We start from the raw sequence: 25,965 nt of genomic DNA on the forward strand, positions 1-25,965 counted from the left end.
TCCTTATAATTGCTGAATTAATGCTTTCATGATTTCTTTGATAAGTTTTGAAGGTATGCCCTCACCAATCGCCCTTCTAATAAAAGTTTCATTAGGCCAATCTGGAATTGGCCAATCAAGAGGCAAAGACATAACAATTAACAGCTCATATATAGATAAAACTCTGGCATCAGAGTATAAATCTTCACCTGATTCATTCTGGTACAATCGCCCTGGATGAACACAAGCTAAAGATGAGATAACGCCATTATTCTGTATGATAGTTCTACAAGGCATGTCCCATTTCAATCTACGATAATGATTATGATGAGCTTTAACAGGAACACCATCTGCCTTTTGTGGATAGTAAACATCATTGTAAATAGCCGATTTCCCTGTAGGTGTATGCATCATCCATTCCACTTGTTTCCACGAATGGGTTGGTGGAAAATGCCACTTCGATATCTCAAGTGCTTCTTTTCGCTTACTTTCATAATTCGGAAATTTTTCTAAAGTAAATTCTACCCCCTCTCTTAGTTTAGGGTCAAGAGAAGGCAAGTTTCCAATGGCTTCAAAAAGAGTGATTTCCTTCTGCTTTTCTGGAAACTCCCAAACATATGGTAGGTCGTTTCTGACAAGCAAGAATATATTCCTTTCTCTTAATTGGGGTACACCATAATCCTTTGCCATAACAAGTGTGTCCTTATTAAAACGATAGCTGTCTCCAAGTTCCTTTTTTATATATTCTGGAATCAAGATAATCTCATCACCGTATTTAATACGAGTAGTCAATTGTCTTGGGACATTTTCTAATAATACAAACTTCGGTTTAACCCTTTTGATTACATCAATTGCATACGAAATAAGCTGATTACGTGGATCAAATTCTAATCTTAATCCAGCCTCACTCATTCCTTGACATGGTGGTGTGGCTATTAAGAAGTCCACATTTTTTTCAATAGCTTCTTCTACAAGAGAACTCCGGATGCTATCGTCCGTAATGTCTCCGCAAATCATATGTGTATCTTTATATACATCTTGATAAAATCTAGCTCTATCTTCATCTATCTCATTTGCAATTTTTATTTCAATATCTAGTTCATCCATGTAAGCTTCTGCAATTCCAACATTAGCAAACAATGAAATACCATTTAACTTTCCCATTGATTTAATCTCCTAGTTAATATTTTCAAATACTCTTTTCACAAATAGTGGTGGTATCCCTTCGCCAATTATTCTTCGTAAAAAAGCTTCTGATGTATTTTCTGGTACAGGCCAACTTTCTGGCAAACTCATAACAATCAGTAACTCATAAAGAGTCAAAGTTCTTGCATCCGAATATATTTCTTCTCCATTATCATCTACATATTCTAATCTTCCTGGATGAACATTGTTTTGTGATGAGATTTTCCGATTATCCATAGTTACGGTATAAGCGGCTGTATTCCATTTTTGTCTTTTATAGGTGTTGCGAAAACCTTTTACAGCTTCTCCATCGGCTTTCTTGGGATAAAAAACCGTATTATCAAATGCTGTACAGCCGGTACGGGTATGTTGCATTGCTATGACCTGCCTCTTTACATGATGGGGAGGAACATGCCATTTTGAAATATTAGCCGCAACTTCCTGCCGCTCATAAAAATGAGGAAAGATTTCTAACAACTCATCTTCTGAGACATCTTTTATATAAGGATCTAATTTAGGTAAATCCCCAATCGCATCTTGCATAGTAACAATTTTTGAATCTTTCTTTGGAAGGCCCCATTCTTTTATATCCTCTGTTCTGCGGGTCATTAAAATAATTGCCCGTTCTCGTGTCTGTGGAACTGAGTAATCCTTTGTATCGATAATATCTTGTGAAATCTTATATTCAGATCCCAACTCTTTTTCTAGTAAATTAGGAATTAAAACTTGCTCGCCATTTACTTCTATACTGGTATTTAAAAACATGGGGACATTTTCTAAAAATACGTATTGGGGTCTAATCTCTTTAACTGCCTCAATCACAGGGATAATAAGTTTGTTTCTTTCATCGTTTTCTTCTTGCTGTCCAGCGGTACTCATTCCTTGGCATGGAGGTGTCGCCATTATAATATTAACACCAGCTTTTCTACTTTCTTTGACTATGTCGTCAAATACATTTTTTTTAGTGATATCCCCACAAATCATGTGAGTATCAGGATAAATTTTTGAATATAATTTAGCCCGTCGTTCTACAAGTTCATTAGCAACGGAAACCTCTATGCCCATATCTTCAAAATAAGACTCTGCTACACCAATATTTGAAAACAACGATAGTACTTTCATATTACTTCCTTTCGAAGTTACAGATGCCATTACAGAATCTTGTTTTATATAATCGAAATAAAGCTTCACAGATTTTTTTATTTGTGAGCGCACGGAAACAGATAGGGCTTGATAAGCCAATTCTTGTTCCAGCCGAAACTGATAAACAATGTCATTAAACCAAGGCAAAATATTATCTGCCCTTTTCATTCTTGAAACCGTATCGCTTATCGTTTCTTTACAATAATCCTTATTTGCCGCCAACCACATCTTAAATCCATTTAAATTTAAACCCATAGTATCATCCTTCTTTTATGTACAAACATATATTCTCTCGGACTAATTATACTCAACTCGAATGTAGGCGTCAAGTTTTTGACGCCTAATCGAAAATTTTACAATTGTTCTATTATTAATACTCACATCCATCCTATCTCCACACCCTAAAAAATTATCCATTCTATCTCCTCAACCCTACACCCAGAGTAGTCATGTCGCTACCTCTGGGCTTTTGTATATGAAACTAGGCTGAAAATAGCCTAGACGCAGTATTTGGCAATAATGTAATATCAGATTCCATAGGCAATAGCACTGGATTGATTCCTTCTTTGCAAAGATGCTCCCTAACCATATTTTGCCTGCAATGGGTGACTATAAAATTGAGAAAATCAATATTGATGTTTGTCAAAAACATGTCGATGAATGGGCATTAAAGCTGAAGAAATTTCGCATGGTAAAAGCATACGCAGCTAAGGTACTTGATTTTGCGATTAAACGAGGATATCTACAAACTAATCCTTTTGCCTATGTAAACATGCCAGCAACTGCTAAGAAAGAAATTGTAACCGATGAAGAAGTAGAAAACTTCTATACTCGTGAACAACTAATAGAATTTTTATCATGCCTAGAAAAAGAAAGTAACTACAAAGCATACGTCCTATTTCATTTACTTGCTTTTAGTTGTATGCGTAAAGGTGAAGCACTTGCACTTACTTGGAATGACCTTAACTTCAAGACAAATGAAATTCGTATTAATAAGGGCATTGCAAGAGGTAAAGATAATAAGTTATATGTAAAGTCTACAAAAACTGGTACTGTACGTACAATCAAAATGGATGATAAAACGATGGCAATATTAAAAGATTGGAAGAAAAAGCAGAAACAGGATTATTTAGCGCTAGGTTACAATACAATGCAGCCAAAACAGCTTGTATTTAGTAATGATAAAAATGAGTATCTACAACCTACAAAAACTCGAAAATGGATTTTACATGTGCAGGAAAAATATAATCTTGGCACTATCACTACACACGGCTTGCGACATACACATTGTTCGTTGTTATTTGAAGCTGGGGCTAGTTTAAAGGAAGTCCAAGAGCGTTTAGGTCATAGCGATGTACAAACAACTATGAACATTTATACTCATGTCACTAAGAAGGCAAAAGAAGAAGCAATCAATAAATTTGCTACCTTCATGAGCATCTAAGAACAGATTTATTAACATCGCTTTTAACATCGGGTTGTTGCAATTAACTGAGATTTAATGAAACAGTGCAAAAGAAAAAACCCTTGATTATCAAGGGTTTTGACACTGTATGAAATCATATGATCTCATTATATGGAGACGGCGGGATTTGAACCCGCGTCCAGAAACTCTAACACTTAAGCTTCTACGCGTGTATCTTGCCTATTTAGGTTTCGCGTAGCACTATGCCGACATTAGAGTCCCAACGGTTTATGCCATTTCCATAATTTTATATTCAAAAGTTTTCTCCGCTAGGGAGTATTACATATTTACGAACTTGGTTCAAAGACCTTCCGAAGTCTAGTATATAACACATGTTTGTAAAATAAAAAGAGTAGTATGGTTTATTTAAGTTCAACTTTTAAATTTGTTTTAGCTTAAGATTATTAAGATAACAATGAATATTGTTTCCCTAATAAATAATTTAATGCATACTTATTTCTGTGAAATGAATTATCGACTACCTCTAAATTATTGATAATAAATAATTTATTTAATATTTTAAACAAATCTAATGTTTGATTCATTCGATTTGCTTTATTTCTTTTAGTAATATCATTTACACCATTCACACATTCTTCAAAATTAGCAACTAAATGATTAGCTAGAATATTACCGCCATGAATATACGAACATGAAATTTTATACTCATTCATTATTTTACTGTACTCTGATTCATTTAAAACCAACCTATTTTGTTCTTTTAAATCTACAAAGGATTGCGAAGTAATATGAGATATGTATTCATCTTTTTTTAAAATTAACCTAATGTAGTTCTCTATAATAGATCTTTCATTTAAATATAGATATCTAGTTGATTCATTTATATCATTTAAAATAAAATTAAAGAAATCTGAAATTAAAACTTCTACAAAATAAGTTTGTGGATATGCGTTCAATATATGTTTAAAAAACAATGTTTGTTTAGCTATTACTCTATAATATTCAATTGTTTTTTTATCTAATTGTGAGAGTTGTTCAATATAAGTTATAAGATCATTTATTTCCTCTTTACAAATTTTTAAGCCTACTTCATTCATACTTTTATCCATCCATCAAAAGTATTACCGATCTTTGATTTCGAATTTTCTAGCCGTTTATCAATCTCTTTATCAATAAATTTATACAGGTTATTCTTATACTCCAAATAAACTTTATCTTCACAATCTTCAATTAACCTTATTGTTCTAGAAACTATCGTTGTTCTTGAAGCATAAACATACTCATTAAATTCCTTATTAAAAACTTCCATCAAGAAAGATTTAGTATCTATATTTTTATCAAACAACTCTGTTGATAAAATTATTTCACTTACAATTCCTATCAACTTATATTTTGGGGGTTTTGAATTTTTCAATTCATTTCTATAAATTTTTAATTCATCCATTTTGCATCTCCAATACCCATTTAATTCACTGCTTCCAATGTAAATGCAATTTTTTCTAACATTTCATGACTAATAGATTCAATATCCTCTAATGAAGATTTATATTTTGTAGGTAAGGTTCCACTATAACCATACTGAATATGGTTAACTATATGACTAATTGAGTCAAAAATATCTATATCATTTACGGATTTCTTTGATTCAAAATCATTTTTTATTTTTAGTTGTTTTGTATTCATATTTTTATTTACCATTGTATAAACAATTCCCAGACATTTTAAATCTATTCCTTCCGAAGCTATTAAATTACCTACTGCTGTTTGTAAAGAATCAATACCTATAATAGAGTATCGGTCAATTCTATTAGGAATTATGTAAAAGTCTGAGGCTAAAAGTGCACTATCAGTATAGATAGTTAATGTAGGTGGACAATCAATTATTATATAATCATATTGTTTCCTTAATCTACTTTCTGAAATAAAATTTTTCAATCGCTTAACTAAGCTAAAATCACTATTTTTATTTGCTAAAACTAAATTTAAATCACCACACAATAAATCTAAACCATCTTTCAAGTTAATTATTAAGTCTTCTGCTTTTGGTAAGGAATATCTTTTAGACATATCTAATTGAGGTTTGAATAATTGGAAAATAGTTTTATTCTTATTCAATACTTCTAAAGTATAAAAGTTATTACTTACTTCTTCGTCTTCATCTTCATCGTCTGCATTTCCCAGAAAAACTTCTTCTAGTGTAGTCCTAAGATCTACTTTTTCATCGTCTATAATTGTATCATCAATAACACTTTTCTTTTTATATGCATCTATCAAAGAGTGTGTTGCATTAAATTGAGGATCAATATCAATAACTAGAACATTATAATCTTCTAACTTCGCTAGGTAATCTGCTATACCTATACTAAGTGTGGTTTTACCCACTCCACCTTTCATATTGATAAACGAAATAACAGTACCATTTTTCTCCATTAAGACACCCCTATAATAAAATTAGTAATTCAACTAATTAAAATATTACATACTTCTCTAAATTATGCAAAAAAAAAATTTATTCATAACTTAATAATATTGGAATCGATATAGAGTCAGTGTACTATTTAGTAGCCAATTGATGTCAACACAATCTCCACACAATATTATTATAAAAGAATAAAAAATTTGATTTTTTACATAACTATTCGATGATAGTACTTGGTTTGTTAAAAATACTTGATGGTACTGTAATAAAAGTAGAAATAAATCGCGAGGGGATTAAGTTATTTAGAATGTAGAGATGCTGCTTTGTGTAGATAAAGTTACGCTGACTCTTGTCTATACTTATCGCTATGAGATACAATAAAATCCGCCACGTTTGGTTGTGCATAAAAAGTTTTGAAACCATTGTGTAAATTGTGCAGTAGCCTGACCTACACCATTAAGTACCCCGTCCTCCATAGCATCCCCTTGCTACGCTATTTTTATTTGCACAATTTTGCATAGTATTTATTGATTATCTTTTCTTGTTTTACTATCAAATCGTGCATCGCTATTGCTTTAATATCACCTTTAGATACTCCCTTACCTTCGATAATGGATTGATTTCTCATCGCTAATCTAATCATACTATCGATTATATTATTATTATCCTTCATTCATGTACTCTCCTTTCTCTATACTCCGCTACGCTGCGTATGTGGTCGTTTCACTCCCACTATTGATAGCTAATATAGTATTTATTTCTAAACATGCACTCATCACATGGAGAGGGATAGTTTGTATCCCTCGGAGTGTGTGTAGTGTATTTATTCTTTCTTTAAGGAAATGTTTTATAAATCCTTATATATCAACGTTTGTAGTGTTATTTGCTAGTTTTATTATGCAAATTAGACCTCATTATTTAAGTATTTTTCTAACAGTGTTCGCATTCGTTCTGATGGAATATAAACATTGATTGGTTCATCGTTACGAATAGCACTACGGAATAGCCATTGTAGTAATTCTGATAAAGCAAACATATCTTCATCTACTTTAATTTCATGCGAATGGAAGAAACGCTTAATCATAGGATTCATATAACGATTCGCTAAATAAATACAACTCGTAGCTAATGAGTATTCATTGGTCGCCCTTGCATTTAACGGCACAAAAGATTTCTTTAATCCACTTGGTGTTAATGATTTCTGAAAATCTTTAAATGTAGTCCAGATAACCTTTTTAGTAGAACACTGCATTTTGTGACGATAAAAATTGTAGCTATTGTTCTTAATCATATTCTTATATTTGTCACTCTTTAAATTGACGGTTAAATAACTTTTGCTAAAAGCATTAAACTTCTCACCAATCTTGTTAATATCTCTGTTGTCACTAGGTGAAGAATAGTAAATGTTAATCAACGATTTAAAATGCTTTCTGTTTTCCCCCGTTCTACCCTTATACTCATTCAAAGAGTAGCCACTACCTTCTAAATAGCCGACTGATTTATAATTAAATTTCATGTTGAATAAACGATAGTAATAACACTGAATTTGCCCTTCAAACATATACGTCAAAATATAAACTTCATTGAATACCTTAAATAGATCCGTTGGAAAAAGCCAATACATTTTGGCTTCATCAAATAAAACTAAATTCCCCGCATTTGCGATATTTCTAATGGATTGATAATTGCCACAGTCATAGTCCCTAGCATTCCATGTAACTTCTCCACGATTGCCAATACTTATAATAGGTATACCTTCTTCATCAACAGAATTGTTAAGAATCCTTATATCATCGGGTGTCATACTAACTTCATCTATCACATCAATTACTTCATCAAGGATTAGAATATAATTTTCTGCTTCTAAAAGTTGAATCAATTCTGCATCACTTCTTTTTAATAAAGCATGAGTAGATGCAATGTTCTCACCATTAGCAATAGCTTGTTTTAGCGATTCAAGTTTACTTTTCTTACCTTTTTGTTCTGGCTGAATAAATTTCTTAGTAGTATTTTCAATTACTCTATCTATCTCTGTTAGATAGGGTGTAATAAATATAAATTTCATATAAGCTGGACTTTCATTTATATATTGAATAGCCCAACTTGTTTTGCCACTTCCCATAATTGAGTCTACTACTGTAATTGGATTTCTATTTTGTACTAATGATTTCATAAAATATCTCCTTTAATTTTTTTATAAGGAATAACCCTTACTCTTAGGTACTTGCAATTTAACTTCAATTTAGGACGATCACTATAAAAAACTTCAAATAAAAAGCACCTAATTGAGAATTACTCAATTAAATGCTTGCGATTGTTTCTATATTAAGTACACAATATTATAAAAAATCTCTTAAATTTGTTGCTACTTCTTCGACATCTAAATCTAAATACTGAGTTGTCACCGCTAAATCCGAATGCCCCAATGCTTTACTTATGAGTACAATACTCGCCCCTTTATCAAGTAAGTTCTTCGCAAATGCCCTTCTAATAGCATGTGCATTGATATTTTCTATACCTAATCGTTTCGAATATTTGTTCAGTTGCTTAGAAATAGCACAGTTAGATGATTTACTTTTATTCATAGGTAAACCGTTCTGCGTAATAAATACATTTCGATTATCTGTTTCAAAGTGGTAGCGGATGCCCTCATTTAATTTTATTAGTATTTTTAACATAGCCGATAATTCTTCATCAATGGGTAACTTTAAAAACTTATGATTTTTTAATGTTGATCCGTCTAAATTTAAACAAAGATTCTCAAAGTCCACATGACGTTCTCTTAGTTCACCTAACGTACGAATCCGAATACCTGTCTTGTACATCAATTTAATTGCCGCTGCATCTCTAAATCCAATAAATGTACTTTGGTCAATCACTTTTAATAATCTATCTATATCTGATTCTTTAGCACCTTTCTTAACTTCCTTATCAATTTTGATATGAATGTTATTCCAAAACTTCTCTTTAATCCAACCGTTATTAAAGAACTTACTCAATACTGCCTTTGTGGACTTTAAACGGATTAACTTAGTACGTGACGATACTTCTAGAACATCTAAATAATGATAAATTGATTCAACTGTTACATCCTCAACGTATTGTAAACTATTGATAGTTATGAATTGATTAAAGATGTATTCATAGCTTTCTATCGTGCGTTGACGATTCCCCGCTATCCTCATCTGCTGAAATACTGTCTCAAGTGCAGCACGAATTGTTAAACTGTTGTTTATCACTTCATAATTCTTTGATGGCAGTACAACTACGTCACCATTTACTGCAAATACTCCATGCTTTCTACTTCTAGACATCAAAAAAAACCTCCCAATTCATTGTTTGAATTAGAAGGTCTTAAACCAAATTGAAGTTAACTAGTTTCCTCTTTTCTAGCTGCTATAGTTAGTAATGTCAATCCTAGAGAATATAGAGTTAATATATTCTGTAATTTTATAATTACTTCAAATGAAATATTTATCCATGCTATAAAAACAATCAAAATAGTAAGTGGAATTGATAATACCATTAAGGATTCTTTTAACGAGTATGTACACCAATACATAGCTAAAAAGAAATTATTATTTAGGGATTCCCTATACTTCATATTATTTAAGATTGTAGATAAATAATCATTTAAAGCTAAGATAGTAACAAAAATGGCTATACCGACTAAAACTATTGAGGGTAAGGAAAAATCACCAAAAAAATAGAAAATTGAAAAGGTAAAAAAACCCAACCCGATGGAGACTATTAACTTCTTTGAATCCTTAAACATGAATCTCCACCCCATTTATTAACAGTAACACATAGTTAACTGTATACTAAATTTACAGGGATGAAAATAGGGATATTCAACAAGAGTTCGACTCCCGTTCAATATCCCTAATCTGTAAAACCTTGATATGACTATGTTTATAGTCATTTAAATATGGAGACGGCGGGATTTGAACCCGCGTCCAGAAACTCTAACACTTAAGCTTCTACGCGTGTATCTTACCTATTTAAAGTTTCGCGTAGCATTATGCCGATAAGCGGGCGTTGTGTACGCTAACTTGGAAATCTCTTGCAGACAGCTCAAGTGGCACTGCCTACCGTATCCCACTAAAGTTGAGCTTTACCTAGCCACATGGGCGATGGATAGATAAAGCAGATCCGAGCTTACGCTGCGAATGCTAAGTTGTTGTTTGTTTTGCCTGTTGTTATAAGTTCCGTTTTTACGGAGCCGAGCCTCCGACGCGCAACTCAAGCTCAGACTATCCCTGTCGAATCCATAACGTCCCCGTTTATGGAATGTAAGCTTAGTTACATAGCTTACTATACATCAAAAATGGTCAAAATTCAAGTGAGACATTCTACCAGCTATGGTAATGTTACTGGTTACGTTCTTTAAATGCTCTTTCGATATCACGCTTAGCCTCTTTTTTCTTCAAGACGTCACGTTTATCGTAATCTTTTTTCCCTTTACCTACACCGATCAATACTTTGGCATAGCCACTTTTCAAATACATTTTCAGCGGCACGATGGTATAACCATCTCTTTTTGTTTCACCAATTAAAGTGCTTATCTGTTTTTTGTGCAGCAATAGCTTTCTCGCTCGGAGCGGATCGTGGTTAAATCGATTTCCTTGCTCATATGGACTGATATGCATGTTGGAAATCCACGCTTCGTTATTACGAATACGTATGAAAGCATCCTTCAATTGCACTTTACCGTTACGAATAGATTTAATCTCTGTTCCTTGAAGAACTATCCCTGCTTCGATTGTTTCTTCAATGTAATAATCATGATTTGCTTTTTTGTTCTGTGCAAGTACCTTATCATCATGCTTTTTAGCCATTTCATTCACCCCTCAAAAACTGAGAAAGAGCGACAGTCATCGCTCTTTTATTTTTTCTTTGGACGTTTACGACGTTGAGATTTTTTCGCAACGGACTCGTAAAATTTTTGTTTCTGCTTTGGTCCTTTTTTCGGGCCAGGCTGAGATTGTTCTCTTTTCCCAGTATTACCGCTGCCCTTTTTAGACGCATGTATAACTTTTGGTGTTTCTTTTCTAGTTCGTTGGAATGCTTTTTTCATGCCTACGATTTCAAAATCAATCGAAGCTTCTTCTGGTTTTACGGCAGATACTCGAACCGTAACCTCATCACCAATACGGAATTGTTTACCAGCACGTTCTCCTATCATCATCATTTGACGATCGTCAAAACGATAATAATCATCGGTCATATTCGTGACATGTACTAGACCTTCAATTGTATTCGGAAGCTCGATAAATAGACCAAAGTTAGTTACGGAACTAACAATACCTTCAAATTCCTCGCCGATTTTGTCAGCCATATACTGTGCTTTTTTGAGTGCATCTGTATCACGCTCTGCATCTACTGCGCGACGTTCACGTTTAGACGTATGCTCTGCAATATCGTCCATAATAGCTCCCCAATGATTAATGGTAGCCTGTGACACATCTTCATTTACCAAATACGTACGAATTAAACGATGAACGATTAAATCCGGATAACGACGAATTGGTGAAGTAAAGTGGGTATAAAATTCGGTTGATAAACCAAAATGTCCTAGACATTCGGAATAGTATTTAGCTTGCTGTAATGAGCGTAGAAGCATTGTAGAAATAACCGGTTCTTCTGGCATTCCTTCAATGTTTTCAATAATTTCCTGTAATGCTTTTGGATGAACTTCGTTTCCAGTACCTTTAACGACTATCCCAAAATTTGTTAAGAAATTAAAGAATCGTTCTAGCTTTTCAGGCTTAGGATCTTCATGGATACGGTAAATAAAAGGTACATCCATCCATTTAAAATGCTCGGCAACAGTTTCATTGGCTGCAAGCATGAACTCTTCAATCAGACGCTCTGCAACTGTACGTTCTCTTGTTGCAATATCTGTTGGCCAACCATCTTCATCGACAATGATTTTCGCTTCTGGGAAATCGAAGTCAATGGCACCACGTCTTTCACGTTTCGTACGAAGAACTTCCGCAAGCTCTCCCATAAGTTCAAACATAGGAACTAAGTCTTTATAACGTTCTATTAATGCAGTATCTTTTTCTTCTAAAATTTTGTAAACATCTGAATACGTCATTCTTTCCGTAGTTCGAATAACACTTTGGAATATTTCATGAGAAGTAACCATTCCAGAACCGTCGATGACCATTTCGCAGGATAATGTTAAACGATCTACTTGAGGGTTTAACGAACAAATTCCGTTTGATAGACGATGAGGAATCATTGGTATGACACGGTCTGCTAAATAAACGCTTGTTCCACGGTCATATGCTTCACGGTCTAATGGTGAACCTTCCGTTACATAATGACTTACGTCAGCGATGTGAACGCCAAGTTTATATGTACCATCAGAATTTTTTGTAACGGTTACGGCATCATCCAAGTCTTTAGCATCTGCTCCATCAATTGTAACGATTACTTCATTTCGAAGATCTCGGCGATTATCCAAGTCCTTTTCATCAATTTGATCTGGAACAGCTTCTGCTTGGTTGATCACTTCTTCTGGGAAGTCGATAGTAATTCCATGCTTGTATATAATAGAAAGTATATCGACACCTGGATCATTTTTATGACCTAGGATTTGTGTTACCATCCCGGTAGCGGACTTTCTTTCATTTGGCCATTCTGTAATTTCTACGACTACTTTATGACCCTCAATTGCGCCAAGTGTATCTCCTTTAGCGATAAATACATCCATAGGGACTTTTTTATCGTCCGGGATCACAAATCCAAATCCTTTATTGTCTTGGAATGTTCCGACAACCTGAGATATGCCGCGCTGAGTTATTTTGATAATAGAGCCTTCTCTTCGGTCACCAGATGAATCTTTGGAAACTCGTACAAGTACTTTGTCCCCGTTGACTGCTCCATTAACTTCAGTAGGTGGTATGAAAATATCATCCATTCCGCTCTCTTCAGGAGTAACGAAACCGAATCCTTTAGCATGTCCAATGAATTTCCCTACTATAAGATTCATACGAGAAGGAATCCCATATCTATTCGATCTAGAGCGAACGACTAAACCGTGTTCCTCCATTTGGACCAGTGTTTTCACTAATTCTTTAAAATCATCCGCATCTACCAGATTAAAATGTTCTTCTAACTCTTTCGTTGTTAATGGTTTATAGTCTTCTGTGTTTAGTAATTCGAGTAATTGTTCTTTCATGTTTTCCATCTAACATCCCTCCTTTTTCAGCGTGTGCACATTTGGTCTGTTTTACACATTCCAATCGAGCGACTCTAAAAAGTTTAATATATCTTCGTGCAATTGTTCTTTTTCTGAGCCAAGTGTAATTACATGTCCTGAGTTCTCATACCAATTTAGGTTTTTCTCAAATGATTCTGCCTGCTCAAAAATGTAATTGGCAGAAGTAATATCGATTACCTTATCCTTTTTCCCCTGAGTTACTAGCAACGGAGCATATACATGATCTACATGATCACGGACATTGTAAACAAATTCTCTTAGCTCAGCCAATGTCTCCATTGGTGTTTTTCGAATAGCCTCTACTTCTTCTTCTATTTGCTGCTCGGATTTTCCTTCATATTTCTTATATTCTTTTGCGTACTTTAATACACCTTCAAACATAATATCAGTCGTTTTCATCGTCATCGGGGAACACATAGTTACAATGCCTTTTACAGGTACTGTATACCCTAACTTCAGTGAAAATACTCCTCCAAGTGATAACCCAGCTACAGCAATTTCCTCATAGCCCTCTGCTTTTAAACGGTCATAACCACGCATGACATCCTTCCACCAGTCCTGTGGTCCTGTTTCTAGCAGTTCTTCCGGTGGAACTCCATGTCCTTTGTAATGTGGAGCTAATGATGTGTATCCATTTTTTTCTAAAAAGCGTCCAAGCATACGCACATCTGAGGAATTTCCTGTAAAACCATGAAGTAGCAATACTGCACGTTTTCCAGCTTCAAAGAAAAATGGCTTAGGAGTTGAAATTCGCATATGTAAAACCTCCATAAATATTAAGCTTTTGCATTATTCATCATACTAATTATTTCATTAATTAGTTTAATATGCCCGAATAATGCCTTATATTTCATATGTATAAACTATTTATAAAACTATTTTAGTTAAAAGAAAACGCCTAACCAATCAGAAGTCGGTCAGGCGGTTCGCATCTGTTTTATATTCAAAAAGGCTTTGGTGTATAATACACTCGTCAGAAAAAATTATCCTATCAATAGATTAGGATTAAAATTTAGTTACGGCAATAGTCAATATAAAAAATAGAACTGCAAGTACAATCGTTACTCTATGTAAGACTAGGTCCATACCTCGAGCTTTTTGTTTTCCAAAAAGTTGTTCAGCCCCACCAGAGATGGCTCCTGAGAGACCAGCACTTTTCCCTGATTGTAACAATACAACAACGATCAATGCGATCGCAACGATGACAAGTAATGTCATAAATAATGCGTGCATTTATTCCACCTCCTGATAAGAACGTTCACAACATAATTAATTTTACCAAAAAACAGGAACATTGACAACCTATCGCCAAAATATTTAGTTAAAAAAATCTGACTCCTCTATGTTATACCTACAAGACTATTTACTTGCTCCAGCATGGCCTTTACTTGCGTTCATGAAGAGTTTACTTGCCTTCATCTATTAGTTACTTGCGCTCACTGATTGTTTACTTGCTCTCAAGTATACTTCACTTGCGAAACAGGAGTTTTATCCATTAAATTTCAGTTCCTATGCGTACAACTAGTACAGGTGACAACAATGAGTAGAGGATAAAGCTATCCCCATCTAGATCAATCCATTCGTGTCTAGGCGATAAGCTTTGCTAAATCTTCTTGTTGGGTACTACTCTCATATTTGATTGTAGTGAAAGGTGGCGACTCCGGCGGAGGCCAACAGGATGTTGGTCACGAAGGCGTTGCCACACGATGTGGCGCTCTTAGCCTGCGCTCCTTTGTAAAAAACTTTTGGGTTCTAGACTTTCACTCTTTTAAGATGATAGCTCATCGCTCACCCCACGGAAAGCGTCCACCTGTAACGAAAATCAGCAGTATCATTTATTAATGAGTTTATAGAACGGAAAACTTTATACTTTCCTTAGCAAGTAAAAAAGCAGCTAGCACCTTGCGCTAACTGCTTTGTTTCATTATTTTTTTAAGTTATAGAATGTTTTTTCACCTAGGTACTGAGCAGTTTCATATAACTGATCTTCAATACGAAGTAATTGGTTGTATTTTGCTACACGGTCTGAACGAGATGGTGCACCAGTTTTGATTTGGCCAGCATTTGTTGCAACTGCGATATCCGCAATTGTTACATCCTCTGATTCACCAGAGCGGTGAGAGATAACTGCTGTATAGCCAGCGCGTTTTGCCATTTCAATTGCATCAAATGTTTCAGTAAGTGTACCAATTTGGTTTACTTTTACAAGAATAGAGTTAGCTACACCTTGTTCAATTCCTTGCGCTAATTTTTTCGTATTCGTTACGAATAAATCATCGCCAACCAATTGTACTTTTTTACCTAAACGCTCTGTTAATAATTTATGACCAGCCCAGTCATTTTCATCTAAGCCGTCTTCAATTGAGATGATTGGGTATTTTTCGCAAAGCTCTTCATACCAAGCAACCATTTCTTCTGAAGTTTTGACAACACCTTCACCAGATAAGTGGTATTTACCATCTTCTTTGTTGAATAGCTCAGAAGCGGCAACGTCCATTGCAAGAAGTACTTGTTCTCCTGGTTTATATCCTGCTTTTTCAATTGCAGTCACTATTGTTGAAAGAGCTTCTTCGTTGGATTTTAAGTTCGGTGCAAATCCACCTTCATCCCCAACTGCTGTGTTTAATCCTGCTTCTTGTAATACAGATTTTAAGCTATGGAAAATTTCAGCGCCCATACGTAATGCATGACGGAAAGATTCTGCGCCTACTGGCATTACCATAAATTCTTGGATATCAACATTATTATCCGCATGCTCTCCACCATTAACGATATTCATCATTGGAACTGGTAGTTGCTTCGCATTGAAACCGCCTAAGTATTGATAAAGTGGAATATCCAAGTAATCTGCAGCTGCATGTGCTACAGCAATAGATACGCCAAGAATAGCGTTAGCGCCTAAATTCCCTTTATTTTCAGTTCCGTCTAATTCGATCATCGCATGGTCGATTTCTACTTGGTCCAATACCGAGAAGTTTTCTTCTAGTTCAGCTGCGATAATGTTATTTACATTTTCTACTGCTTTTAAAACACCTTTGCCTAGATATCTTGACTTGTCACCATCGCGAAGTTCTACTGCTTCATATTCACCAGTAGATGCACCAGACGGAACGATTGCGCGTCCAAATCCACCGCTTTCTGTAAATACTTCAACTTCTACTGTCGGATTACCGCGTGAATCTAATACTTCACGTGCTTGAATTTGTGTAATAATTGGCATTTTTAACTCTCCGTTTCGATTAGTGTTTTACCTGTCATTTCAGGCGGTGTTTCTATCCCTAATAAGTGTAACATGGTTGGAGCCAAATCGGCTAAAATTCCGTCACTTCTTAGTGTTGCATTTTTCGATGTGACAATCACTGGAACTGGATTAGTCGTATGAGCCGTCATTGGCTGCCCTTCCATCGTCGTTACTTCATCTGAATTACCGTGATCTGCTGTAATGATTGCATGCCCGCCCTTAGCTAAAAGTGCATCGACAACTTTACCTAAACAATCGTCTACAGCCTCAATTGCTTTAATCGTTGGTTCTAGCATTCCGCTATGACCAACCATATCTGGATTGGCAAAATTTAAGATAATCGCATCGAAACGATCATTGGCAATTGCATCTAACAGCGCATCCGTTACTTCATATGCGCTCATTTCAGGTTGTAAATCATATGTAGCAACCTTTGGAGAGTTGATCAGTATACGCTCTTCTCCTGGGAAGGTTGCCTCTCTGCCGCCACTCATAAAGAACGTTACATGCGGATACTTTTCAGTCTCTGCAATACGTAATTGTGTTTTGTTGTGCTTCGAAATTACTTCTCCAACTGTGTTGTAGAGATCCGCTTTCTCGAACACCACATCTGCCACAACATCATCACTATAATGAGTAAACGTAACAAATTTTAGATTCGTTGGATTCTTTTCGCTTAAAGGAATACTATCAAATGATGGTGTGTTAATAGCCATCGATAATTGAATAGCACGGTCAGGACGGAAATTAAAGAAAATAACTGCATCGTTCGTATCAATCGTTACAGCAGGCTTCCCATCTTCTTCTATAACGAAAGGAACAACAAACTCATCCACAATATCCTCTTCATAAGAAGCTAAAATACCAGCTGTTGCTGATTCTGCAGTTCTACCTAAGCCATCCACTATTGCTTTATAGGCTAGTAGAACCCTCTCCCAGCGTCGATCACGATCCATTGCATAGTATCTACCGCTAATGGATGCAAACTTTCCTATACCGATATCCTTCATTTGTTTCTCTGTTTCTGCTACATATCCGATCGCAGTTCGAGGACCTACGTCGCGTCCATCTAAAAAGCCATGGACAAACACGTCTTCTAGCCCTTGTTCTTTTGCGAGCTTCAATAGAGCAAATAAATGCGAATAGTGACTATGAACGCCACCGTCAGAAAGTAATCCCATCAAGTGTAATTTCCCACCTGATTGCTTCACATGCTCAATCGCAGCTAAAAGCTTAGGCTCTAAGAAAAAATCTCCTTCTCGAATTGATTTATGAATTCGAGTTAGGTTTTGGTACACGACTCTACCCGCACCAATATTCAAATGACCAACCTCTGAATTACCCATTTGACCTTCTGGTAAGCCAACCGCTTCTCCAGAGGCCGTCAATGTAGCATTCGGAAAGTTACTCCAATAACGATCGAAATTTGGTTTGTTTGCCTGTGCAACTGCATTTCCAAACGCTTCATGACGCAAGCCGAAACCATCTAGTATGATTAGTGCTACTGGACTTTTAGGCATTTGCACCAGCCTCCAATAGTTTCACAAAAGAATCTACTTGTAGGCTTGCTCCTCCTACTAGTGCACCATCAATATGCTCCTTAGAAAGAAGCTCTTCAATATTTTCAGGTTTCACACTACCGCCGTATTGGATACGAACTTGACTTGCTACCTCTTCTCCGAAGCCATCTAGGATAGTTTCACGGATTGCTTGGCATACGTCATTTGCATCGTCTGCAGTAGCAGTTTTCCCAGTTCCAATCGCCCAAATAGGCTCATACGCAATAATGGACTGGATTAGTTGGTCCTCTGTCAATCCTTCAATTGCAGCCATTACTTGGTTGGAAACAATAGATTCTGTTTCATTTTGCTCACGTTGCTCTAATGTTTCTCCTACACAAATGATTGGTGTTAGTTTATTTTCAAACGCAGATTTTACTTTTTTATTTACGGATTCATCTGTTTCGTTAAAATATTGACGGCGTTCTGAATGCCCAATTACAACATATTCTACTCCTAAGTCTTGAAGCTGTTGGCCGCTAACCTCACCAGTAAATGCTCCCTCTTTTTCCTCGTGCATTGTTTGTGCTCCGATAGAAATAAACGAACCCTTTGTCGCTTGAACAAGCTGATCTAAAAATAGCGCTGGAGCACAGATTACTGCATCGACTTTTGTGCTATCCACTTGTAGTTCTTTTAACTGAAGTGCAAATTCCTTTGCCTCACCAAGTGTTTTATACATCTTCCAATTCCCTGCTATTACTGGTTTACGCATATGACATCTCCTCCATTACTTATCGTTTAAAGCAGAAACTCCTGGTAAATCCTTGCCTTCCATAAACTCTAAGGAAGCTCCTCCGCCAGTCGAAATATGATCCATCTTCTCGCCAACATTGAACTTTTCTACTGCCGCTGCAGAGTCGCCGCCTCCGATAATCGTATAACCAGCTGTTTCAGCCATTGCATTCGCTACAGCTTTTGTACCTTCTGCAAATGCATCCATTTCGAATACTCCCATAGGTCCATTCCAAATAATTAGCTTACTATTTTTAATAACATTCGAGTATAGCTCTCTTGTTTTTGGACCAATATCTAATCCCATCCAATCAGAGGGAATTTGATCGATATCTACAACTTTTGTGTTAGCATCCTTCGAAAATTCATCTGCCACTACTACATCAACTGGCAAATAGAAAGAAACACCTTTTTCTTTCGCTTTTTCGATGAAGCCTCTTGCAAGTTCCATTTTATCTTCTTCCAGTAGGGAAGTACCAATTTCATGGCCTTGTGCCTTCGTAAATGTATACGACAAGCCACCACCTATTAAAATGTTGTCTACCTTGTCCAATAAATGATCGATTACACCGATTTTATCTTTTACTTTTGCTCCACCGATAATGGCAGTAAATGGACGCTCAGGCTCCGCTAATGCTTTTCCTAATACATCTAACTCTTTTTGCATTAATAGCCCTGAAACGGCTGGAAGTAATTTTGCGATACCTTCTGTTGTCGCATGTGCACGATGCGCAGCACCAAATGCATCATTAACATAGACATCAGCAAGCTTTGCAAAGGACTTTGCTAGCTCCGCATCATTCTTTTCCTCACCTACATGGAACCGAACGTTTTCTAATAATACGATGTCTCCGTCTTTCATAGCTGAAACTGTATTCTCTACAGCCTCTCCGATAGATTCCTCTAATTTTTTTACCGGCTTATCCAAAAGTTTTGCTAAATGCTCTCCAACCTTAGTCAAACGTAAATCTTCCTTCACTTCACCTTTAGGTCGTCCCATATGGCTTGCTAGAATCACTTTCGCACCTTGTTCGATTAAATAATTGATCGTTGGTAGTGCAGCACGAATTCTTGTATCATCCGTGATTGCTCCATCCTCCATTGGCACGTTGAAGTCTACACGACAAAATACACGTTTTCCTTGTAAAGCTACATCGCTCATTGTTTGTTTTACCTTCATGAGATAAGCCTCCTTTAAATTCTGTTAAAAAAAAGGAGCTAGGGGTAATCCCTGGCTCCTTTACCCTTTTTCATTATAGAGGTAATTGTATCGATTCGCCACGAAAAGTCACATTCATGTTATGTGTTTTTTCTAGTCAAATACGAAAAAATTATAGTCCTTTTTTAGCCATAAGTAGTGCTAGGTCGATACAGCGTGCTGAATATCCTGATTCATTGTCATACCAAGATAATACTTTCACCATATTGTCTCCAAGTACCATTGTTGAAAGTCCATCAATTGTAGAAGATGCAGTATTTCCATTATAGTCAATGGATACTAATGGAAGTTCATTGAAAGCAAGAATTCCTTTTAATTCATTCTCAGAAGCTTGTTTTAGCGCTTTGTTTATTTCTTCTGCTGTTACTTCTTTATCAAGCTCTGCTACAAAGTCTACTAAAGAGACATTCGGTGTTGGTACGCGGATTGCCATTCCATCCAACTTCCCTTTTAGTTCAGGAAGTACTTTTGCAACAGCTGATGCTGCACCTGTTGTTGTTGGAATCATAGATTCTCCTGCTGCACGAGCACGACGGTAATCGCTATGCGGTAAGTCTAAAATACGTTGGTCGTTTGTGTATGAGTGGATAGTTGTCATCATTCCACGTTTAATACCAAATTGATCTTGCAACACTTTTGCAAGTGGTGATAAACAGTTTGTTGTACAAGATGCATTTGATATAACATGATCTGTTTCTGGATTGTATTGATCAGCATTTACACCCATAACAAACGTAGGCATATCGTCTTTAGCAGGCTGAGATAAAATTACTTTTTTAGCTCCAGCTTCAATATGCTTGCTAGCTTTTTCAGTTGTGCTGAAAATTCCAGTACACTCAATTACGATATCAATTTCTTGCTCTTTCCATGGAAGTGCAGAAGGGTCTTTTTCAGCGAACACGCGAATGTTTTTGCCGTTTACTACAAGGTAATCTCCTTCAGAAGTAACGTCTGCATCTAAAATTCCATGTACAGAATCATATTTCAACAGATGTGCAAGCATTGCAGCATCCGTTAAATCATTGATCGCTACTACTTCTAGCTCTGTTTGTTCTAAAGCTTCTCTGAATACTTTACGTCCAATACGTCCAAAACCATTAATCGCTAATTTTACTGTCATTTTAAATTCCTCCTAGTTGTTATGTTCAATTATTTTCAGCATTTCTTGTGCTGCACCTTCATCGGTAACTAACACCGTTTGAGCTGGTGCTTGTTTAAAATATGATAATAGAGCATTTGCTTTTTTAGTGCCTCCAGCTACTGCTAGAAGATGCCCCATATTTCCCAATTGTTTTAGTTGAACTCCAATCGTGCGAATTCTGTGGACTGCTTCCCCTTGGTTATTAAAGTAATACCCAAAGGCTTCACTAACTGCACCGATTTCTTTCAAGCGTTGAATTTCTTCCAAACTAGAATTTCTTCGGCGAGCCATCTCAAGTGCGTCCCCAATACCATGAATGATGATATTAGTTCGTTCGTATAAATCCATCATTTCTTTTATAAATGGTTCATTTTTCATCGTAGAGTAAGCTTCCTCACTCAGGCTATCCGGCATGTATAACGTTCGATAAGAACCATTCATTTTATTTGCAAATAGAGAGGCTATTGTATTGGCTTGAAGCCGAACATCCTTACCAACTCCGCCTCTTGCAGCTATAAATAATAGTCGTTTCCACTTGTCGGTTTGATGAACATGATTCGAAATGGAAGCAATCGTTGTTCCGCCAGTAACAGCAATAATGGACTCATCTGATAAAATACTTTCCAAATATTTTGCTGCTTCTTGTGACTGAAGCAATGCAGTATTCGTATTAGTATCTACATTTCCCGGAACAATTATCACTTCTTTTATATTTAAATAACTTGCAAGTGATTGTTCGAGTTGCAATCTACCAGACCATTCTCGTACAACTTCTTTTAGCTCTATCAATAAATCATTTCCACTAGAAGTTATACTTGCTCCATCTCTCGATATTTCGATAAATCCTTGATTGCGTAAAAAGTCTAATTCTTTTCTAGTTTCTCTTTCTGACAGTCTTAGAAGATCACCGATCACTCTTCGACCGTACCCTGGAGACAATTGAATTGTTTGAAGTATTCTATATCTTTTTTGTAACAAGATGCTCATCTCAGGCATTAGCTTTAACTGAGCCTGTAGTAACGAATCCATTTTTCACATCCCAACTGACCATGACGCTTTTGTCCCACCATCACTTTTTTTGTCCCATGTATTTAAAAAAATTTAATTTCTAAATTAAGGATACAATAGTATATTCCCAATAGCAAGAATTTGAAACACGAATATGAACAAATTTAATCCTGAAATGCTCCCCATAAATGTTTATGTTGCGATTATGCCTTTCTATATAGCGATTTGCGGCTTTGATATTGCGGTTTAGGAAGTGGATGTTGCGACTGAGCCTCATTAACTTGCGATTACGTAAAAACCATCAAAGTAATGCTTCTAAAATAGTTGCGTAATCTACTTGCCCATATTGAATAATTTTATCTTCCAATACGATGACAGGAATCATCAGCATATATTTTTCATGTAGTGCATCATCTTCTTCAATATTCACTTCTTTGATATCAAATTCAACATCTTCTCTTACAAGCTTCAACATAAGCCTCGCATCATCACATAAATGACAGCCTGGTCTTGTATAAAAATGGACAATCATTTTAAACCATCCCTCCCAAAAATCATTTAATTTTATTATAATCTTTTTGAAAAATAAAAGCGTGTTATTGTGGACTTGGTCATTAACTTTTTAAAAGTAACTTTTAAATACTAATCAATCGTTTAAAGTAGTCAATTTCATAATAAAAGTAAAATAAAAGCGATACCTTTTAATTATCCATTCGTCTATAGCAATAAGGGAGGTCAGAAGATGGAAATGGAACAGCTATACAAAGAACATAGCGATAGAGTTTATAGCTATATATACTTTCTTGTCCGACAAAAAGAATGTACCGAGGATCTTACACAAGAAACATTTTATAAAGCATATAAGGGGCTAGACACCTTTAACAAGCAAGCTTCAACTGCCACTTGGCTATTAAAAATAGCACGTAATTTGACCTATGACTATTTTCGAAGGAAAAGGGTAATACAATTTTTCACCTTTGATAAAGAACATGATTTAGAAACAAACGCACTATCACCAGAGAGTCGATATGAACAAAAGGAACAGCTTGCTAGAATGTACGACTCCCTAAGTAAACTAAAAAAAGATTATCAAGAAGTACTGCTCCTACGCAAGATACAAGAATGTTCGATTCAAGAAACATCCTATATATTGGGCTGGACAGAAGCAAAAGTAAAGATGAAAATGACGCGAGCGCTAGAGGCACTTAAAAAGGAATTTCATCAGGAAGGAGGTCATACAGATGGAGCCATCAAACGAATTCGATAAGTTTTTTGAGGAAATGAAAAACGTGGAGCGCTCGGAGGAAGCGAAGCGTAATACGTGGTTAGCCTTAAAGGGGAGAATAGAAACAAAGAGTAGACGCAATATACTTCCCGCTTTTATTTCATTAGCAATAGTAGCCATTGCCTCCATTCTTATCATTACATTTATTAATCCCTCGGAGATTGAACAATCAGCTCAGCATCTTTCTAATGAAGAGGTTATAAAAGCAGTATTAGAGAAAGAATATAATGGACCAGATATGGAGATTTCCCGCTTATTGAACGATTGGTGGAACCTCCAAAGTACAACGGAAACGAAGACCCAAGAAGAGTACGATCAACTTCTAGAATCAAAGGAATACAAAGATTTAATGAATTATTATCAAACCACTTTTGGTGAATACTTCACTGAGAACATGCTGACAAATGCGATTAGTTCGAATTTGATTTTCAAATATAATCATTATCTAATAGATAACGACATAGAAATGCATCTAGAAGACGTCAAAATTATACAGGAAAAAGATCATCCCAATATCTATCGCCCCATCATAGAGGTATCCTTAACAAATAGTCAGGGACAGAAAATTTCTCATACATTAAGAGAAGAATTTATCTTTTCTAAATCAGAACCCGGAAAAATAGGGAGCTATAATGGAGTTAAAGATGGTGGGGGCTTAGAACTTCGAGAGAAAATAGAGAATCTTGAATTCGCTGAAAATTGATAAACAAAAAAACCAACTGATTGTTGGTTTTTTGTTTAGATCTTATCCAAGAAAAGCTTGCTATATAATTTACCACTTACGACCTGCTCCGCCACCGCCGGAGCTACCGCCGCCAAAACCTCCAAAACCACCACCCGAACTTCTACCGCCTCCGCCGAAACCTCCACCGAAGCCTCCTGGACCGAACATTCTAGTGCTATTACGTCTTCTACCTGAACCGGTACCACCACCGCCTCCAGACATCATCTGCATAATTAAATAAATAACAACTATGCCGACAATAATCATTGGAAGAGAGAATCCACCACCTGTAGATCCTGCAAGGGGAGAAGGCTCCTGTGGAGTTGCCAACTCACCGTCCCACCCATACTCTGTAGCAACCTGGTTATATAAAAGCTGATAAGTAGAAAGTATAGCACCCGGCGCATCACCTTGCTCTAAAAAAGGGTATGTATACTCATCTAATATTCTCCCAACTTTTCCATCCGGTAAAGCACCCTCTAAACCGTAGCCCACACCAATATAAACGTCGCGGTTACCGACTTTATTAGGATCCATTTCCAGTATAAATAGTACTCCATTATCTTTCTCTTCATCACCAATACCATATCCACGCATTACGTCTACCGCATATGTCGCAACATCCTGTCCTTCTAAAGACTCGACTGTCATTACAACAATTTGGGAACCAGTAGCCTTCTCTAAATTTTGTCCAAGTACTTCAATTTCCTGCTCCTGTTCTTCTGATAAAACATCATAGAAATCCTGAACATATAGTTCTCCTGGTATTGCAGCTGGGTAATCAGATTCAGCAAGCGTTATCAATGGGAATAATAGAGTAAGTAGAAGCGCAAGTGAAATGGCACGTGCACTTTTCTTCATCACTCTCCATCTCCTTCAAAATCGACTACTGGTGCTTCTTCTGCTCCCTCGGCTGATTGGAAATATTCCTTCTCATCAAAGCCAAACATAGAAGCTACTATACTCCCTGGCATACGTTTAACTTTTTTATTGTAATCCGAAACAACTGTATTATAATCTTGTCTTGCTACAGAAAGTCTATTTTCTGTCCCAGCAAGCTCATCCATTAATTGTCTAAAGTTTGCATCTGCCTTAAGATCTGGATAATTCTCCACAACTACTAATAGTCGACTCAAAGCTCCTGATAATTCATCATTCGCCGCAGATTGTTCTTCGGGTGTCCCAGCTCCCGCCAATTTACTTCTGGCATCTGCGATATTCCCAAGCACCTCTTCTTCATGTGCCGCAAAACCTTTAACTGTATTAACTAAGTTCGGTATTAAATCCATTCTTCGTTGCAGCTGGTTCTCTACTTGTGCATACGCATTATTCACGTTTTCTTCTTTGTCTACAAATCCGTTATAACTTGCCATAAATATCCCAGCAATAACTGCAATAATTACAATGACAATAATAATTGGCACTAGTAATTTTCTCAATGTGTTCACCTCTTCAGTATTTATAGTATTATTGTACCTTTAAATCGATAATACAAAACCTATTATTATTTACGGAATAAGGTGATTTTAGTTTCATATTCCTTAAAGATGAAAATCCATTGTAAGAATTTTCCGTTTAGCAAGTAAACAACAATAGAAAGCAAGTATCCGGTAAAAGAGTGCAAGTAAATCTCTCTTTATAGCAAGTAAAGCATCATGTACCGCAAGTAA

At 36.0% G+C, this 25,965-nt stretch carries 25 protein-coding genes, 1 other RNA gene and 1 pseudogene; 4 read left to right on the top strand and 23 right to left on the bottom strand.

What is annotated here, in order from left to right; translation table 11 throughout:
- Positions 1-3: 3 nt before the first annotated feature.
- Both KD050_RS04990 and KD050_RS04995 read right to left on the bottom strand, forming a co-directional pair.
- A complete protein-coding gene (locus KD050_RS04990) occupies positions 4-1,143 on the bottom strand; it encodes a DNA cytosine methyltransferase (RefSeq protein ID WP_211895133.1) in 1,140 nt (379 codons plus the stop codon).
- Between the two features lie 12 nt (positions 1,144-1,155).
- The gene (locus KD050_RS04995; RefSeq protein WP_211895134.1) at positions 1,156-2,562 is read right to left on the bottom strand and encodes a DNA cytosine methyltransferase; all 1,407 of its coding nucleotides are present in this window, start codon (positions 2,560-2,562) and stop codon (positions 1,156-1,158) included.
- 319 nt (positions 2,563-2,881) lie between these two features.
- On the opposite strand from KD050_RS04995, the pseudogene KD050_RS21490 reads away from it, so the two are divergent.
- Both KD050_RS21490 and KD050_RS05000 read left to right on the top strand, forming a co-directional pair.
- Positions 2,882-2,959 (top strand): annotated as a pseudogene (locus KD050_RS21490) (hypothetical protein); the annotation flags it as partial.
- Positions 2,960-2,995: 36 nt separating this feature from the next.
- Complete coding sequence (locus tag KD050_RS05000; RefSeq protein WP_235753918.1) at positions 2,996-3,751, top strand: tyrosine-type recombinase/integrase; 756 nt, start codon at positions 2,996-2,998, stop codon at positions 3,749-3,751.
- A 425-nt stretch (positions 3,752-4,176) separates the two neighbouring features.
- Here KD050_RS05000 and KD050_RS05005 read toward each other — a convergent pair whose 3' ends face one another.
- From KD050_RS05005 to KD050_RS05095, 19 genes are all read right to left on the bottom strand, one after another.
- Positions 4,177-4,830, bottom strand: a complete 654-nt coding sequence (locus tag KD050_RS05005; RefSeq protein WP_211895135.1) for a hypothetical protein — start codon at positions 4,828-4,830, stop codon at positions 4,177-4,179.
- On the bottom strand, positions 4,827-5,177 hold the full coding sequence (locus tag KD050_RS05010) for a hypothetical protein (protein WP_211895136.1): 351 nt from the start codon (positions 5,175-5,177) through the stop codon (positions 4,827-4,829). Before KD050_RS05010 ends, KD050_RS05005 begins: the two co-directional genes overlap by 4 nt.
- Positions 5,178-5,197: 20 nt before the next feature.
- A complete protein-coding gene (locus KD050_RS05015) occupies positions 5,198-6,163 on the bottom strand; it encodes a ParA family protein (RefSeq protein WP_211895137.1) in 966 nt (321 codons plus the stop codon).
- Between the two features lie 488 nt (positions 6,164-6,651).
- Positions 6,652-6,825, bottom strand: coding sequence for a hypothetical protein (locus KD050_RS05020; RefSeq protein WP_211895138.1), 174 nt, complete (start codon positions 6,823-6,825; stop codon positions 6,652-6,654).
- A gap of 231 nt (positions 6,826-7,056) precedes the next feature.
- Entirely contained in the window at positions 7,057-8,325 is a 1,269-nt protein-coding gene (locus KD050_RS05025; RefSeq protein WP_211895139.1) for a hypothetical protein, read from the bottom strand.
- A gap of 166 nt (positions 8,326-8,491) precedes the next feature.
- Entirely contained in the window at positions 8,492-9,466 is a 975-nt protein-coding gene (locus KD050_RS05030; RefSeq protein WP_211895140.1) for a tyrosine-type recombinase/integrase, read from the bottom strand.
- 56 nt (positions 9,467-9,522) lie between these two features.
- Positions 9,523-9,927, bottom strand: a complete 405-nt coding sequence (locus KD050_RS05035; protein WP_211895141.1) for a hypothetical protein — start codon at positions 9,925-9,927, stop codon at positions 9,523-9,525.
- 151 nt (positions 9,928-10,078) lie between these two features.
- Positions 10,079-10,433, bottom strand: a transfer-messenger RNA (tmRNA) gene (gene ssrA / locus KD050_RS05040).
- Between the two features lie 89 nt (positions 10,434-10,522).
- Positions 10,523-10,990: an SsrA-binding protein SmpB gene (gene smpB, locus KD050_RS05045; RefSeq protein ID WP_090566820.1), complete on the bottom strand. Its 468-nt coding sequence runs from the start codon at positions 10,988-10,990 to the stop codon at positions 10,523-10,525.
- Between the two features lie 47 nt (positions 10,991-11,037).
- On the bottom strand, positions 11,038-13,350 hold the full coding sequence (gene rnr / locus KD050_RS05050) for a ribonuclease R (protein WP_211895142.1): 2,313 nt from the start codon (positions 13,348-13,350) through the stop codon (positions 11,038-11,040).
- 42 nt (positions 13,351-13,392) lie between these two features.
- Positions 13,393-14,139, bottom strand: coding sequence for an alpha/beta hydrolase (locus tag KD050_RS05055; RefSeq protein ID WP_211895143.1), 747 nt, complete (start codon positions 14,137-14,139; stop codon positions 13,393-13,395).
- Between the two features lie 249 nt (positions 14,140-14,388).
- A complete protein-coding gene (gene secG / locus KD050_RS05060) occupies positions 14,389-14,616 on the bottom strand; it encodes a preprotein translocase subunit SecG (protein WP_211895144.1) in 228 nt (75 codons plus the stop codon).
- A gap of 691 nt (positions 14,617-15,307) precedes the next feature.
- Positions 15,308-16,603, bottom strand: coding sequence for a phosphopyruvate hydratase (eno, locus tag KD050_RS05065; protein WP_211895145.1), 1,296 nt, complete (start codon positions 16,601-16,603; stop codon positions 15,308-15,310).
- 2 nt (positions 16,604-16,605) lie between these two features.
- The gene (gene gpmI / locus KD050_RS05070; RefSeq protein WP_211895146.1) at positions 16,606-18,144 is read right to left on the bottom strand and encodes a 2,3-bisphosphoglycerate-independent phosphoglycerate mutase; all 1,539 of its coding nucleotides are present in this window, start codon (positions 18,142-18,144) and stop codon (positions 16,606-16,608) included.
- On the bottom strand, positions 18,137-18,898 hold the full coding sequence (gene tpiA / locus KD050_RS05075) for a triose-phosphate isomerase (RefSeq protein WP_211895147.1): 762 nt from the start codon (positions 18,896-18,898) through the stop codon (positions 18,137-18,139). The genes gpmI and tpiA overlap by 8 nt, the downstream gene beginning before the upstream one ends.
- A gap of 15 nt (positions 18,899-18,913) precedes the next feature.
- A complete protein-coding gene (pgk, locus tag KD050_RS05080) occupies positions 18,914-20,098 on the bottom strand; it encodes a phosphoglycerate kinase (RefSeq protein WP_211895148.1) in 1,185 nt (394 codons plus the stop codon).
- A gap of 151 nt (positions 20,099-20,249) precedes the next feature.
- A complete protein-coding gene (gene gap, locus KD050_RS05085) occupies positions 20,250-21,257 on the bottom strand; it encodes a type I glyceraldehyde-3-phosphate dehydrogenase (protein ID WP_211895149.1) in 1,008 nt (335 codons plus the stop codon).
- Positions 21,258-21,269: 12 nt separating this feature from the next.
- Complete coding sequence (locus KD050_RS05090) at positions 21,270-22,307, bottom strand: sugar-binding transcriptional regulator (protein ID WP_211895150.1); 1,038 nt, start codon at positions 22,305-22,307, stop codon at positions 21,270-21,272.
- A 280-nt stretch (positions 22,308-22,587) separates the two neighbouring features.
- Positions 22,588-22,818, bottom strand: coding sequence for a glutaredoxin family protein (locus KD050_RS05095; protein WP_211895151.1), 231 nt, complete (start codon positions 22,816-22,818; stop codon positions 22,588-22,590).
- 210 nt (positions 22,819-23,028) lie between these two features.
- Here KD050_RS05095 and KD050_RS05100 point away from each other — a divergent pair, with 210 nt between their 5' ends.
- On the top strand, positions 23,029-23,553 hold the full coding sequence (locus tag KD050_RS05100; protein ID WP_211895152.1) for an RNA polymerase sigma factor: 525 nt from the start codon (positions 23,029-23,031) through the stop codon (positions 23,551-23,553).
- A complete protein-coding gene (locus tag KD050_RS05105; protein WP_211895153.1) occupies positions 23,528-24,274 on the top strand; it encodes a hypothetical protein in 747 nt (248 codons plus the stop codon). The genes KD050_RS05100 and KD050_RS05105 overlap by 26 nt, the downstream gene beginning before the upstream one ends.
- Before the next feature lie 69 nt (positions 24,275-24,343).
- Here the strand turns inward: KD050_RS05105 and KD050_RS05110 are convergent, their stop codons facing one another.
- Positions 24,344-25,156, bottom strand: a complete 813-nt coding sequence (locus KD050_RS05110; protein ID WP_235753919.1) for a TPM domain-containing protein — start codon at positions 25,154-25,156, stop codon at positions 24,344-24,346.
- Entirely contained in the window at positions 25,156-25,734 is a 579-nt protein-coding gene (locus KD050_RS05115) for a LemA family protein (RefSeq protein ID WP_211895154.1), read from the bottom strand. Before KD050_RS05115 ends, KD050_RS05110 begins: the two co-directional genes overlap by 1 nt.
- Positions 25,735-25,965 lie beyond the last annotated feature (231 nt).

Source organism: Psychrobacillus sp. INOP01, assembly GCF_018140925.1.
Taxonomy (GTDB): domain Bacteria; phylum Bacillota; class Bacilli; order Bacillales_A; family Planococcaceae; genus Psychrobacillus.

Excerpts from the sequence above, each read along its gene's own strand:
- KD050_RS04990 (WP_211895133.1), bottom strand. The coding sequence starts at position 1,143 with ATGGGAAAGTTAAATGGTATTTCATTGTTTGCTAATGTTGGAATTGCA.
- KD050_RS04995 (WP_211895134.1), bottom strand. The coding sequence starts at position 2,562 with ATGGGTTTAAATTTAAATGGATTTAAGATGTGGTTGGCGGCAAATAAG.
- KD050_RS05000 (WP_235753918.1), top strand. The coding sequence starts at position 2,996 with ATGGTAAAAGCATACGCAGCTAAGGTACTTGATTTTGCGATTAAACGA.
- KD050_RS05005 (WP_211895135.1), bottom strand. The coding sequence starts at position 4,830 with ATGAATGAAGTAGGCTTAAAAATTTGTAAAGAGGAAATAAATGATCTT.
- KD050_RS05010 (WP_211895136.1), bottom strand. The coding sequence starts at position 5,177 with ATGGATGAATTAAAAATTTATAGAAATGAATTGAAAAATTCAAAACCC.
- KD050_RS05015 (WP_211895137.1), bottom strand. The coding sequence starts at position 6,163 with ATGGAGAAAAATGGTACTGTTATTTCGTTTATCAATATGAAAGGTGGA.
- KD050_RS05020 (WP_211895138.1), bottom strand. The coding sequence starts at position 6,825 with ATGAAGGATAATAATAATATAATCGATAGTATGATTAGATTAGCGATG.
- KD050_RS05025 (WP_211895139.1), bottom strand. The coding sequence starts at position 8,325 with ATGAAATCATTAGTACAAAATAGAAATCCAATTACAGTAGTAGACTCA.
- KD050_RS05030 (WP_211895140.1), bottom strand. The coding sequence starts at position 9,466 with ATGTCTAGAAGTAGAAAGCATGGAGTATTTGCAGTAAATGGTGACGTA.
- KD050_RS05035 (WP_211895141.1), bottom strand. The coding sequence starts at position 9,927 with ATGTTTAAGGATTCAAAGAAGTTAATAGTCTCCATCGGGTTGGGTTTT.
- smpB (WP_090566820.1), bottom strand. The coding sequence starts at position 10,990 with ATGGCTAAAAAGCATGATGATAAGGTACTTGCACAGAACAAAAAAGCA.
- rnr (WP_211895142.1), bottom strand. The coding sequence starts at position 13,350 with ATGGAAAACATGAAAGAACAATTACTCGAATTACTAAACACAGAAGAC.
- KD050_RS05055 (WP_211895143.1), bottom strand. The coding sequence starts at position 14,139 with ATGCGAATTTCAACTCCTAAGCCATTTTTCTTTGAAGCTGGAAAACGT.
- secG (WP_211895144.1), bottom strand. The coding sequence starts at position 14,616 with ATGCACGCATTATTTATGACATTACTTGTCATCGTTGCGATCGCATTG.
- eno (WP_211895145.1), bottom strand. The coding sequence starts at position 16,603 with ATGCCAATTATTACACAAATTCAAGCACGTGAAGTATTAGATTCACGC.
- gpmI (WP_211895146.1), bottom strand. The coding sequence starts at position 18,144 with ATGCCTAAAAGTCCAGTAGCACTAATCATACTAGATGGTTTCGGCTTG.
- tpiA (WP_211895147.1), bottom strand. The coding sequence starts at position 18,898 with ATGCGTAAACCAGTAATAGCAGGGAATTGGAAGATGTATAAAACACTT.
- pgk (WP_211895148.1), bottom strand. The coding sequence starts at position 20,098 with ATGAAGGTAAAACAAACAATGAGCGATGTAGCTTTACAAGGAAAACGT.
- gap (WP_211895149.1), bottom strand. The coding sequence starts at position 21,257 with ATGACAGTAAAATTAGCGATTAATGGTTTTGGACGTATTGGACGTAAA.
- KD050_RS05090 (WP_211895150.1), bottom strand. The coding sequence starts at position 22,307 with ATGGATTCGTTACTACAGGCTCAGTTAAAGCTAATGCCTGAGATGAGC.
- KD050_RS05095 (WP_211895151.1), bottom strand. The coding sequence starts at position 22,818 with ATGATTGTCCATTTTTATACAAGACCAGGCTGTCATTTATGTGATGAT.
- KD050_RS05100 (WP_211895152.1), top strand. The coding sequence starts at position 23,029 with ATGGAAATGGAACAGCTATACAAAGAACATAGCGATAGAGTTTATAGC.
- KD050_RS05105 (WP_211895153.1), top strand. The coding sequence starts at position 23,528 with ATGGAGCCATCAAACGAATTCGATAAGTTTTTTGAGGAAATGAAAAAC.
- KD050_RS05110 (WP_235753919.1), bottom strand. The coding sequence starts at position 25,156 with ATGAAGAAAAGTGCACGTGCCATTTCACTTGCGCTTCTACTTACTCTA.